Origin of the sequence: Pseudomonas sp. CC120222-01a (assembly GCF_003097235.1) — a bacterium.
Taxonomy (GTDB): domain Bacteria; phylum Pseudomonadota; class Gammaproteobacteria; order Pseudomonadales; family Pseudomonadaceae; genus Aquipseudomonas.
Map to the genome: position 1 here is coordinate 124333 of NZ_QEQQ01000004.1, position 12577 is coordinate 136909.

At 64.4% G+C, this 12577-nt stretch carries 10 protein-coding genes and 2 pseudogenes; 8 read left to right on the forward strand and 4 right to left on the reverse strand.

The window, feature by feature from the left end:
- Positions 1 to 27 precede the first annotated feature (27 nt).
- From N430_RS07665 to N430_RS07675, 3 genes and pseudogenes are all read right to left on the reverse strand, one after another.
- Positions 28 to 768 (reverse strand): annotated as a pseudogene (locus N430_RS07665) (MFS transporter); the annotation flags it as partial.
- Positions 769 to 779: 11 nt separating this feature from the next.
- A pseudogene (locus N430_RS07670) lies at positions 780 to 1310 on the reverse strand (LysR family transcriptional regulator); the annotation flags it as partial.
- A gap of 87 nt (positions 1311 to 1397) precedes the next feature.
- On the reverse strand, positions 1398 to 2444 hold the full coding sequence (locus tag N430_RS07675) for a LacI family DNA-binding transcriptional regulator (protein ID WP_110635212.1): 1047 nt from the start codon (positions 2442 to 2444) through the stop codon (positions 1398 to 1400).
- A 261-nt stretch (positions 2445 to 2705) separates the two neighbouring features.
- Here N430_RS07675 and N430_RS07680 point away from each other — a divergent pair, with 261 nt between their 5' ends.
- The 4 genes from N430_RS07680 to N430_RS07695 are packed head-to-tail and all read left to right on the forward strand — an operon-like array spanning position 2706 to position 8246.
- Positions 2706 to 4910, forward strand: coding sequence for a TonB-dependent receptor (locus N430_RS07680; RefSeq protein ID WP_110635206.1), 2205 nt, complete (start codon positions 2706 to 2708; stop codon positions 4908 to 4910).
- Between the two features lie 28 nt (positions 4911 to 4938).
- Positions 4939 to 6273: an LLM class flavin-dependent oxidoreductase gene (locus N430_RS07685; RefSeq protein WP_110635203.1), complete on the forward strand. Its 1335-nt coding sequence runs from the start codon at positions 4939 to 4941 to the stop codon at positions 6271 to 6273.
- On the forward strand, positions 6270 to 7313 hold the full coding sequence (mgrA, locus tag N430_RS07690; RefSeq protein ID WP_110635199.1) for an L-glyceraldehyde 3-phosphate reductase: 1044 nt from the start codon (positions 6270 to 6272) through the stop codon (positions 7311 to 7313). The genes N430_RS07685 and mgrA overlap by 4 nt, the downstream gene beginning before the upstream one ends.
- Positions 7314 to 7316: 3 nt before the next feature.
- Positions 7317 to 8246, forward strand: coding sequence for an aliphatic sulfonate ABC transporter substrate-binding protein (locus tag N430_RS07695; protein ID WP_110635196.1), 930 nt, complete (start codon positions 7317 to 7319; stop codon positions 8244 to 8246).
- A gap of 61 nt (positions 8247 to 8307) precedes the next feature.
- Here N430_RS07695 and N430_RS07700 read toward each other — a convergent pair whose 3' ends face one another.
- Complete coding sequence (locus N430_RS07700) at positions 8308 to 8787, reverse strand: GNAT family N-acetyltransferase (RefSeq protein WP_110635193.1); 480 nt, start codon at positions 8785 to 8787, stop codon at positions 8308 to 8310.
- A 122-nt stretch (positions 8788 to 8909) separates the two neighbouring features.
- On the opposite strand from N430_RS07700, the gene N430_RS07705 reads away from it, so the two are divergent.
- The 4 genes from N430_RS07705 to N430_RS07720 all read left to right on the forward strand — a co-directional run bounded on the left by N430_RS07705 (position 8910) and on the right by N430_RS07720 (position 12472).
- A complete protein-coding gene (locus tag N430_RS07705; RefSeq protein WP_103447112.1) occupies positions 8910 to 9539 on the forward strand; it encodes a LysE family translocator in 630 nt (209 codons plus the stop codon).
- A gap of 21 nt (positions 9540 to 9560) precedes the next feature.
- On the forward strand, positions 9561 to 10433 hold the full coding sequence (locus tag N430_RS07710; protein ID WP_110635190.1) for an alpha/beta fold hydrolase: 873 nt from the start codon (positions 9561 to 9563) through the stop codon (positions 10431 to 10433).
- Between the two features lie 100 nt (positions 10434 to 10533).
- The gene (locus N430_RS07715; protein WP_110635187.1) at positions 10534 to 11421 is read left to right on the forward strand and encodes a pirin family protein; all 888 of its coding nucleotides are present in this window, start codon (positions 10534 to 10536) and stop codon (positions 11419 to 11421) included.
- A gap of 139 nt (positions 11422 to 11560) precedes the next feature.
- On the forward strand, positions 11561 to 12472 hold the full coding sequence (locus N430_RS07720) for a DNA-3-methyladenine glycosylase (protein WP_110635184.1): 912 nt from the start codon (positions 11561 to 11563) through the stop codon (positions 12470 to 12472).
- Positions 12473 to 12577 lie beyond the last annotated feature (105 nt).

The window sequence follows — 12577 nt, forward strand, 5'->3', positions numbered from 1 at the left end:
CTGGCACCACCGGTTTGCAATCGATGTTCAGCAGGTGCTGGCCGCCACGGGCTTGGCTCGGCGGTACAGCACGGTCGTCGCGGTGAACCCGCAGACCGCCGCGAACATCAGCCAGAACGCTGGCGACGCCTTGTCCCCAGTGGCCTGCACCAACAGCGTCGAAACCGCCGGCGTAAAGCCGCCGAACAGCGCGGTAGCCAGGCTGAAGGCCAGCGAGAAGCCTACCACCCGCACGTTCGCTGGCATCACCTCGGTCAGCGCCGCGACCATGGCGCCGTTGTACAGGCCGAAGAACATCGAGAAGTACAACAACACCGCGAGCAGGCGCTCGAAGCTGGCCGCTTCAGCGAGCCAGTGCATCGCCGGGTAGGCGGTCAGCACGCACAGCAGGGAAATCGCCAACAACTGCGGGCGCCGGCCGATGCGGTCGGAGAGGGCGCCGCCGATGGGCAGCCAGATAAAGTTGCTGACCCCGGCCAGCAGGGTCACCACCAGGCTGTCGGTGGTGCTCAGGTGCAGCACGGTCTTGCCGAAGGTCGGGGTGTACACCGTGATCAGGTAGAACGTGGTGGTCATCGCCGCCAGCAAACCACCGGCCAGCACCGTGCGCCAGTTGTCGCACATCGAGCGGAACACCTCGGCAGCGCCTGGGTGATGTGCACGGGCCTTGAACGCTTCGGTCTCCTGCAACGAGCGGCGGATGATGAAGATGAACGGGATGATCATGCAACCGATGAAAAACGGAATGCGCCAGCCCCAGGCCGCTAATCAGGAAGCCTGCCTTCGGGCGCGTGGGGTAGCTGTGGGGGGGTGATGACGAACAGCCGTTCATCGAGCAGCGGTGTCACGCTCCAGCGTTTTCCACCTTCGAGCTGGAACAGGATGGCGAGGTCGATCTGCCGGGCGTTGAGCTGCGCGGCGAGGTGCCCGGAGAGCATTTCCACCAGGTGCAGCTGGATGTCGGGGTAGCGCTCGCGCATGGCATTGATCAGCGGCAGGGCGAGCACGGTCGCGGTGGTCGGCGGCAGGCCGACAGTGACGTAGCCGCTCATGCGCCCACGGTGGGCGGCGGGGATGGCATTGTCGGCCTAGCGCAGGCTGAGCTGGGCATGGTGCAGGAAGGCCATGCCGGCGCTGGTTGGCGTGCCCCCCATGCTGCTGCGGTTGAGCAGGCGGGTGCACAGCTCGCTTTCGAGCTTGGCGATCTGCTGGCTCAGGGCGGAGACGCCGACCTCCAGTTCGAGCGCGGCGCGGCCAAGGCTGCCGTGTTCGATGATCTTGACGAAGTAGCGCAGCTGTCTGAGTTCCAAGTGTGCTCCTGACGAGGACGATGGGCAGTCGGTCAGTTTACTTCGCTGTCGGGTGTATGGCTGCTCTGACGAGGCAATCTCAACCACTCACGCGCTTTCCCGCGCGATCAACTCGCATTGCAGCAGGTTCAAGCGCTGCACCTCGCCCTCAAGCCCCACGCTGCCCAGATGCTGCAACACCCGCAACGCCGCCAGTTCGCCAATTTCTCGCGAAGGCGGGCGCAATGTGGTCAGGCTCGGCAGCAGCATCTCGGCGAACGGATAGTCACCAAAGCCCATGATCGCCAGGTCGTGTGGCAAGCGCAGCCCGGCGCGCTGGCCGGCGAGGAGGGCACCGGCGGCCAGGTTATCGTTGGCGAAGATGATCGCCTGTGGCCGAGGCGTGCGGCGGATCAGCGCCTCCATGGCCTGGCGGCCGGCCTCGAACGGCGCGCAGTCGGCCGACGGCACGAATACCCAAGGTTCAAGCCCGGCTTCACGCAGCGTCTCGATGTAGCCGTCGCGCCGCTCCAGCGCACTCAGGTCGCCAGCGGCGCTGTTCTGCACGAACGCAATCCGCCGGTGGCCCTTCTCCAACAGGTAGCGGCAGGCCTGCACGCCCACCTGATGGTGCAGGAAACCCACCTGCAGTGGCGCCCGCTCAGGGCAGTAATCCCAGATCTCGACCACCGGCACATCGGCCTCGGCCAGCATTTTTTCGGTAGCCGGGCTGTGGAAATGGCTGGTTACCACCAGCGCCGCTGGCGACCAGCCGAGAAAGGCGCGCACCGCGCTTTCCTCCTGCGCTTCGCTGAAGTAGCTGGAGGCCAGCAGCAACTGGTAGCCATGCCGGCTCAAGGTGTCGCTGAAGGCTTGAATGGTCTGGGCGAAGATCGGCCCGGAAATGTTCGGGATGACCATGCCGACGATACGCCCACGGGCCGAGGCCAGCCCGCCGGCCACCAGGTTGGGCACGTAACCCAGCGCCTGCACCGCCGCTTCGATGCGCGCGCGCAGGGGCGGGGAGACCTGTTCGGGCTGATTGAAGAAGCGCGACACGCTGATGGCCGAAACCTCGGCGGTCCGCGCCACGTCGGCGAGGGTGACGCGACCTGCGCCGCGCCGCTTGCGGGACGATTCCTTGGCTTGGCTCACAGTTTGGCCTCATGGGGAAATGAGGCGATGTTAGCGCTAACGAGGCCATGACTTACAAATAGCTTTATTGCATATAAAACTGACTTTTTATTATTTGACCTGCTAAGTATCAGGCTTTGATACTTGATCATGTTAGCGCTAACAAGCGCTGCTGTTGGCAAGCGCCTGCCACTCGCACGAGCGAGACCAGACAACCACAGCAACACCTCGTCGGCCCCATGAGTGTGGGCCATGGTCTGGTCATCGAAGGCAGTGAGCATCATGTACAAAGAGCGCAACGCATTCCCGATCAAGCATCGCCAACCGCTGGCTGCTGCCGTGCTGCTGGTCGCTATCGGTCAACCCGCGCAGGCGGCCGATAACGCCCCGCAAGCCACGGCGCTCGACGCAGTGACGGTGACCGCCACTCGCCGCGAATCGACCCTGCAGGAAGTGCCAGTGGCGGTTTCGGTGCTCGATGGCGAACAGCTCGAGCGCGACAACCGCAATAATGTCGCCAGCATCGTGCAGCAGGTGCCGACCCTCAACTACCGCGCCGGTGCCTCGAACAAGGACACCTCGCTGTTCATTCGCGGTGTGGGCACCATTTCCACCTCGCCCGGTGTCGAACCGACCGTGGCGACAGTGGTCGACGGCGTGGTGTTCGGTCGCCCCGGCCAGTCCACCCTCGACCTGCTCGACCTGGCGCGCATCGAAGTGCTGCGTGGGCCGCAGGGCACACTGTTCGGCAAGAACGCTTCTGCCGGCGTACTCAACGTCGTCAGCAAACCAGCCCCCGAGCAGCCCGAAGGCTACGTGGATTACTCGCACTTTGGTGGCGGCAACGAAAACCGCTTGCGCTTCGGCATCGGCGGCCGCCTGAGCGAGCAGCTCAAGGGCTCGTTGAGCACCCTGTGGGGCGACTATGACGGTAACGTCGAAAACGTCGCCAATGGCCATGATGTGAACGGCTACGAACGCAAGGGCGCCCGCGGCAAGCTGGAGTTCGAGGCCAGTGATGACCTGCGCCTGACTCTGATTGCCGACTACATGAACGGCGAGGACACGCTGCCCAGCGGTGTCATCACCCGCGCCAGCACGGCCATCGCCAGCCAATTGCGCCCGGTCGCGCCCAGCACTCACAACCGTGACATCAACAGTGACTTCAAGACTCGCGTCGACGACCGCAACCAGGGCCTGTCGGCGCAGCTCGACTGGCAACTGGGCGATTACACCCTGACCTCGATCAGCGCCTGGCGCGGCTGGGACAATACCCAGTATCAGGACGGCGACCGCCGCGCCTTGCTGCCGATCACCGCCTCCCACGACAAAGGCACGGTGGACTACGACCAGTACAGCCAGGAGTTCCGCCTGGCTTCGCCCAAGGGCCAGTTCAACGAATACGTACTGGGTGCCTTCTACATGCACGGTACCTCCAACGAGACGTACCAGCGGCTTTCGGTCAACAGCGGCGTGGCGAACACGGGCAGGGCGGATTATTCGACGAGCAACGACAGCGTCGCGCTGTTTGGTGAGAACACCTTCAATTTCACTGAAGATTTCCGTGCGATCTTCGGCCTGCGCTGGACCCACGATGACCTTGAATACGACCACCGCCGCGTGTCGACGTCGCCCATTGCCGTCACGGGCATCCAGCCATCGACGGCCAGTTCCGGTTCGGTGGATGAGGACGGGTGGAGCGGCCGTACCGGCTTGCAGTACGACTTCAATGACAATCTCACCGGCTACCTGACTTATTCGCGCGGTTACAAGGGCCCTGCCTACAACGTGTTCTTCAACATGCAGCCGCGCGACACCGAGGCGCTCAAGCCGGAAACCTCTGATGCCTACGAGGTGGGCCTCAAAGGCACGGCACTGGATAACCGCCTGATGGCCAACCTAGCGGTGTTCCACACCGACTACGACAACTACCAGGCCAACTTCTACGACACCGTGGCCAACCAGGTTGTGACCCGCCTGGTCAACGCCGGCAGGGTCAAGACCCAGGGCGTCGAGCTCGATGCCAGTTTCCAGGCCACTCGCCAGCTCAAGTTCTCGGCGGCAGCGGCCTATACCAAGGCACGGGTCGATCACTTCAACTGCCCGGCAGGTGCTGCGGCCAACTGCGACATCGACGGTGGCCGCCTGCCGTTCACGCCGGACTGGAAAGCCTATGCGCGCGCCGATTACCTGATCCCGCTGGACAACGGGCTGGATGTGGAGCTGTCCAGTGACTACAGCTGGCAGGATTCGGTGCAGTTCAGCCTCGACCAGAATCCCGACACCGTGCAGGGCGCCTATGGCATCTGGAACGCCAGCATCGCCTTGGCCGACTACAACGCAGGTTGGCGCGTGGCGTTGCTGGGCAAGAACCTGGGCGACAAGTCGTACGCACAGATGCTGGCCAGCGGCGGCGACTACATCTACCGGGCGGTGCCGCGCGACGACGGGCGCTACTTCGGCGTTCAACTGCGCAAGGACTTCTGACCGTGGCTGCATTTCAAGGAGACAGAGCATGAACCGTCAAATGAACCTGGGCGCTTTCCTCATGGCCACCGGACACCACATTGCCGCCTGGCGCCACCCAGAGGTGCCCGCCGACCCGCTGGACTTCGACACCTATCGGCGCACCGCGCAGATCGCCGAGGCCGCCTGCTTCGATGCCCTGTTCGTCGCCGACAGCGTTGCCGCCCCCAGTGACGCATTGGCCAGCTGCAGTGCCCGCTCGGTGTATTTCGAACCGCTGACCCTGCTCTCGGCCCTGAGCGCGGTCACCGAGCGCATTGGCCTGATCGCCACCGCCACCACCAGTTACAACGAGCCGTACCACGTGGCACGCAAGTACGCTTCGCTCGACCACCTTTCCGGCGGCCGTGCCGGCTGGAACCTGGTGACGTCGGACGCTGCCGCCGAAGCCGGCAACTTCGGCCGCGATGCGCATATCCCCCATGCCGAGCGCTATGCCCGTGCCCGCGAGTTCCAGCACGTGGTGCAGGGCTTGTGGGACAGCTGGGCCGACGATGCTTTCGTGCGTGACAAGGCCAGTGGCCAGTTTCATCGCCCGGAGGCGGTTCGGGCTGTGGACCACGAGGGCGAACACTTTCGCGTGCGCGGCCCCCTGAACGTGGCCCGCTCGCCACAGGGACGACCTGTACTGGTACAGGCCGGGTCTTCGGAAACCGGCCGTGAACTGGCCGCCGAAAGCGCGGAGGTGGTGTTTACCGCCCAGCCCAGCCTGGCCCGCGGCAAGGCCTTCTACGCCGACCTCAAGGGGCGCCTGGCGCGTTACGGGCGAAGCGAAGACACGCTGAAGATCATGCCCGGTGTGTTCGTGGTGGTCGGCCGTAGCGAACAAGAGGCCCAGGCCAGGTACCAAGAGTTCCAGGATCTGGTCGACCCGCGGGTGGGTGTCGCCTTGCTCGGGCGCATGCTCGGCAATTTCGACCTGTCCGGCTACCCGCTGGATGGCCCGTTGCCTGAGTTGCCGCCGACCGAGGATGGCCAGCGCAGCCGTCAGCAACTGCTCACTGAACTGGCCGGCCAGGAGCAGCTGACCCTCGCCGAGTTGGGCCGCCGTATTGCCGGTGGGCGAGGGCACTACAGCCTGATCGGCACGCCGACGCAGATCGCCGATGAACTTCAAGCCTGGTTCGAAGGCCGCGCGGCCGACGGCTTCAACGTGCTGGTGCCGCACCTGCCACTTGGGCTCGAGGACTTCGCTACGCAAGTGGTCCCCGAACTGCAGCGCCGTGGCCTGTTCCGCCGGTGCTACCAGGGCCGCACCCTGCGTGAGCACCTGGGCCTGCAGCGGCCCGCCAACCCCTACTTTGCCGACCGAGGTCAACCATGAGCTACATCGCCAACCCCGAGCGCTATACGAGCATCCCCTATCGCCGCGTCGGCCGCAGTGGTCTGGTATTGCCGGCCTTGTCCCTGGGGCTGTGGCACAACTTCGGTGATGCCACGCCCATCGATACCCAGCGTGCGCTGCTGCGCACGGCCTTCGACGCCGGCATCACCCACTTCGACCTGGCCAACAACTACGGCCCACCCTATGGCAGCGCCGAAAGCAACTTCGGCCGCCTGCTGCGCGAGGACCTGCGCAGCTACCGCGACGAGTTGATCATCTCCAGCAAGGCGGGCTGGGACATGTGGCCGGGGCCTTACGGGCAGGGTGGCAGCTCGCGCAAGTACCTGCACGCCAGTCTCGACCAGAGCCTGCAGCGCCTGGGCCTGGACTATGTCGATATCTTCTACTCGCACCGTTTCGATGCCGACACACCGCTGCAGGAAACCGCCATCGCCCTGGCCGACATCGTGCGCCAAGGCAAAGCGCTGTACATTGGCATCTCCTCTTATTCCGCTGACAAGACCCGCGAAATTGCCACGCTGCTGGCCGATCTGAAGGTGCCGCTGCTGATCCACCAACCCTCGTACAACCTGTTCAACCGCTGGATCGAGCAGGACCTGCTCGCCACCACCGAGGCCGTCGGTGCGGGTGTGATCGTGTTCACCGCCCTGGCTCAGGGGCTGCTCAGCGGCAAATACCTGAACGGTATCCCGGCCGATGCCCGAGTCAATCGCGTCGGCGGTGGCTCGCTGCTGCCGCAGCACCTGTCCGAGGCCAACATCGCCCGTGCCCGTGCGCTCGACGGGATTGCCCGGCGTCGTGGCCAGAGTCTGGCGCAACTGGCATTGGCCTGGACCCTGCGCGACCCGCGTGTGAGTTCGGCCCTCATCGGTGCCAGCCGCCCCGAGCAGATCACTGAAAACGTCGCGGCACTGAACAACCTGGCATTCAGCCCCGAAGAACTGGCCGAGATTGACCAGTACGCCGTGGAAGGCGGGATCAACCTCTGGGAAAAGCCCTCGACCGACTGGAAGGAGTGACCGATGCGCATGCTACATCTTGTGATGCTCCTGATGCTGGGGCTGACCGGTGCGGTGCAGGCGGCGGACCCCAGCACCTTGCGCATCGGGTACCAGAAAGGCTCGATCAGCCTGGTGCTGGCCAAACAGCACCAACTGCTGGAGCAGCGGTTCGCCAACACCCGGGTGCAATGGATCGAGTTCCCCGCCGGCCCGCAGATGCTCGAGGCCCTGAACATCGGCAGCCTCGACATTGGCTCGACGGGGGATATCCCGCCGATCTTCGCCCAGGCCGCCGGTGCCGACCTGCTGTACATAGGCGCCGAGCCGGCGAAGCCGAAGGCCGAGGTGATCCTGGTGCCCGCAAGCAGCCCGATCGAATCGGTCGCGGGGCTCAAGGGCAAGCGCATTGCCTTGCAGAAGGGCTCCAGCGCACACAATCTGCTGCTGCGCAGCCTGGCCAAGGCCGGACTGGGCATGGCGGACGTGCAGCCGGTGTACCTGGCGCCGGCTGATGCACGAGCTGCATTCGAGCGCGGCAGCGTGGATGCGTGGGTGATCTGGGATCCGTTCTATTCGGCCATCGACCTGGAGGGCAAGGCGCGTCTGCTGGCCAATGGCGAGGGGCTTGGCCTGATCGGGCCATTCATGCTGGGCGCGCGCGGGTATGTCGAGGCCAACGGCGATTTCGTCAAGCGGCTGCTGGCGGAGATCAGCCGGGCCGAAGCACTGACGCGCAGTGACGAGGCGGGCAGCATCCGCTTGCTGGCGCAGTTCATGGGGTTGCCGGAAGAGGTGGTGCGGCGCAGCTTCAGTCACCGCCCGGCGTCGCCGTTGATTCCGGTGAGTGACGAGATCGTGGCCGCGCAACAGCGTACGGCGCAGCTATTCTTCGACAACCGGCTGTTGCCCAAGCGGGTCGACATAGCTGGCGCGGTCTGGGGGCGACAGTAACATCGCTTGCATTGGCCTTTGCACACGCATGTTTCGCGTGCAAGGCCAATGCAGGTAGAGATTACCCTCGGGCAAATTGCAACAGTTTGTCGCCATCCAGCCGGTAGCGCACCCACTCATCCTGCGGCTCGGCGCCCAGCGACTTGTAGAAGCCGATCGCTGGCTCGTTCCAGTCCAGCACACTCCACTCGAAGCGCCCGCAACCTTTGGCCACGGCTTCGCGTGCGATGTGCCGCAGCACATCCCGACCTGCGCCACCGCCACGCTGTTCAGGGGTGATGTACAGGTCTTCCAGGTAGATACCGTTGCGGCCCTGCCAGGTCGAATAGCTGTAGAAATACACGGCAAAACCGATGGCCTGGCCGTCGCGCTCGCAGATCAGGCTGTGCACGGTACTGCCTTCATCGAACAGGCTGTGCTCGATGTCGGCGAGCGTGGCGACGACTTCGTGACGGGCGCGCTCGTACTCGGCCAGCTCGGTGATGTAGGCAAGAATCTGCGCGGCGTCGGTGCGAACGGCAGGGCGGATGGTCAGGCTCATGCAGGGGCTTCCTTGATCTGGTGAGCGGTACAGTGATGTGTGTCTGTATAATTTAATATAACTGTACCGGTCGCAGGGCAGGGCGACTCCGTTAGTGTGACAGCACATGCAACGATTCTGGAATGCCTGCCATGCTTGCCTCTGCCGACCTGCTGACCGCCTTCGTGCTGTTTGCCTTCGTTTCCTCCATCACACCGGGGCCCAACAACACCATGCTGCTGGCCTCGGGCGTGAACTTCGGCGTGCGCCGATCGATCCCGCATGCCATGGGCATCAGCGTCGGCTTCATGGTCATGGTGCTGGCGGTGGGTCTGGGCCTGGGCGAGGTGTTCAAGGCCTGGCCGGCGCTGTACACCGTGTTGCGTTATACCGGTGCGGCCTACTTGCTGTACCTTGCCTGGAAGATCGCCACCTCAGGGCCGCTCGGCGGCGACTCGCCGAGCGCGCGCAAGCCGCTGGGGTTCTGGGGCGCTGCGGCATTCCAGTGGGTCAACCCCAAGGCCTGGGTAATGGCGGTGGGTGCGATCACCACCTACACGCCGGCCCAGGGCTATGTGATGAATGTGGTGGTCATCGCCGCGCTGTTCGCCCTGGTCAACCTGCCCAGCGTCGGTGTCTGGGTGATGTTTGGCAGCGCCCTGCGCAACCTGCTGCAGAACCCGCGCTGGCTGATGCTGTTCAATGTCCTGATGGCCTTGCTGCTGGTGATTTCACTCTACCCGCTGCTGTTTGTAGAATCGGCGTTTTCATGAACCCATGAGTACAGCAAGCCGATGCAGTTGATTCCCTGGTCCTTTGACAGCTCCGAAGGCTTCACCCTGCGTGGCTGGCGCTCGCCAGCCAGCGGCAAGCCGTTGCTGCATTTCCTGCACGGTAATGGCTTTTGCTGCCTGGTCTACCAGCCGTTGCTGCTGGGCCTGAGTGAACATTTCGATCTGTGGCTCTGCGATGTGCAGGGCCATGGTGACAGCGACCATGGCGGTGAATTCCGCGGCTGGAACCGGACCGCTGCGCTGGCGGTGGAGGCCTTCGAGGCCGGCCGTGGGGAATATGGCGAGGTTCCCCGTTACGCAGTGGGGCATAGCTTCGGTGGCGTGCTGACCGGTTTGATGCTGGCCAGCCAGCCGGGCTTGTTCGCCCGTGCCGTGTTGCTCGACCCGGTACTGTTCAGCCGGCGCATGATCGGCGTGATGGGCGCGGCTGCGCTGGTCGGCCTGCATCGCCGCCATGCCTTGGCGCGCAAGGCTGGCAGCCGGCGCAGCCATTGGCCGGACCGTGAAGCGGCGCGGGCATCGCTGCACGGGCGTGGCATCTTCAAGGGCTGGACCGACGCGGCGCTGCAGGCATATGTCGAGCACGCCATCGGTGATTGCGGTGAAGGCGTGGTGCTCAAGTGCCGGCCCAGCCGCGAAGTGGAAATTTTCAGCTCGTTCCCGTCGCGCATGTGGGCGCAGCTGGCTGCCATCCAGGTACCGACGCTGGTGCTTTATGGCGAACATACCTATCCCTTCGTGCCGCATTCGGTGCAGCGCCTGGCCAGCCTCAACCCTGCAGTGAGCGCCCGGCAGGTCCCTGGCGGGCATTGTTTCATGCAGGAAGACCCGGCCATGGCTGCACAACAGATGCTGGATTACCTGAAAAGCTGATCAATTGTTCTGCTAGTGGAACGATGAGTGCCATTTTGCTTGGCTACCGGCTTATTGGTCTCGTTGGTAAGGTTAACCCAGCTGAGAGAGGAGACTTCTCATGAAAAAGATTCTGGGTATCCACCGCAGCCCGCACGCCCATTGGGTGGGTGATGGTTTCCCGGTGCGCAGCCTGTTCACCTACGACAATCTGGCCAGCAAGATCAGCCCGTTCCTGTTGCTGGACTATGCCGGTCCCTACGACTTCACTTCGACCAGCGACCGTCGCGGTGTCGGCCAGCACCCGCACCGTGGGTTCGAAACCGTGACCATCGTCTATCAGGGCGAGCTGGAGCACCGCGACTCGACCGGTGCCGGCGGGCTGATCGGTCCAGGTGACGTGCAGTGGATGACCGCTGCCAATGGCATCATCCACGAAGAGTTCCATTCCCCGGCCTTCGCCCGCAGTGGCGGTTCACTGGAGATGGTGCAACTGTGGGTCAACCTGCCGGCGCGTGACAAGCGTGCGGCGGCGGGGTACCAGACACTGCTGGCGACGGACATTCCGGTGGTGCAACTGGAAGGCGATAGCGGCAGCCTGCGGGTAATTGCTGGCGCCTTTCAGGGCCACGCAGGCCCGGCGCGGACCTTTACCCCGATGGATGTGTGGGACATGCGCCTGAAGGCGGGTGCCAGCCTGCAATTGCCGATCAACGACGGCCACAATGCTGCACTGGTGGTGTTGCGCGGTAGCGTGCGGGTCAACGGCGAGCGCGAAGCCGGGCCGGCCAGCCTGGTGCTGCTGGAGCGCGGCGGCGCGGATGTGGCGATCGAGGCGCTTGAAGGTACCAGTCTGCTGTTGCTCAGCGGTGAACCGATCGATGAGCCTATCGTTGGTTATGGTCCGTTCGTGATGAACAGCCAGGCGGAGATTGCCGAGTCGTTCGATGATTTCCACGCCGGGCGGTTTGGGCAGATGGCAGGCGAGGGTGCTGGTCTGGATCATTGATTGCCTCTACCGGCCTCTTCGCGGGCACGCCCGCTCCCACAGGATTGTCACTGCCTGAAGGTGAGTGATGAACCTGTGGGAGCGGGCGTGCCCGCGAAGAGGCCCGTACAAACCCTGCAAATCTTGGCATGATGCAGCAATGCCTCTGTCCAGACTGCACGCCGTTCACCGCTCACTCAATGCTTCCGGCCAGCATACGTTGTGGCTGCGCTACCCCACGCCCTACCATTGGCCTTCGACCCAGGCCTTCCTGGCCGCGCGCTGCATCCCCGGCATCGAAACCTTCAGCAATGGCACCTACCGCCGCAGTTTCCCCGTGTCAGGCAAACACGGTGTCCTCGAAGCCCGGCCCGCCAGCGGCAATCGCCTGTTTATCCAGCTCAGCGGCGTGCCTGCCACAGCTGTTCCAGGCCTGATCGCCCGCATTCGCCGCTTCTTCGACCTCGACGCCAACCCCACACGCATCGCCGCCGAACTGCGCCGCGACCCCTTGATGGCCCGGCTGATCGCCGTCCGCCCGGGCCTTCGCGTCCCCCAGGGCTGGGACGCCTGCGAGCAAGCCATGCGCACGGTGCTCGGCCAGCAGATCAGCGTAGCGGGTGCCATGACCCTGGCCGGCCGCCTGGTGGCGCGTCATGGCCAGCCGCTCTGTCTACCGGCCGAAGGCCTGACCCGTGTCTTCCCGACCTCGAAGGTGCTCGCTGACGCAGACCTGGAAAACCTGGGCATGCCCCGGGCACGCGCTGCCACCCTGGGTACGTTGGCGCGGGCACTGCTGGCAGAACCAGAACTGCTGCGAAAGGGCCAGACCCTGGAGCCGCTGTTGGCCAACCTCTGCCGGCTGAAAGGCATCGGCCCCTGGAGCGCCCTGTATCTGGCGCTGCGCCAGGCGGGCGCCGCTGATGCGTTGCCGCTGGGCGATGTAGCGCTGGTCAAAGCCTTGCGCCTGTTGGAAGGGCCCGACGCCCAACTGGCCGAACGCGCCCAGGCCTGGCGCCCCTGGCGCGCTTATGCCGCGCAGCATCTATGGGCGTCCCTGGGAGACAAATAGGCCGTCCAGCGACCGCCTGTCGCGAAGTGCCAGCATTCGATCGAACAGGCGAGGCCGATCATCGTTCTTCCACTAAGGTGCTAAATGATTCTTCCGCACGATCAT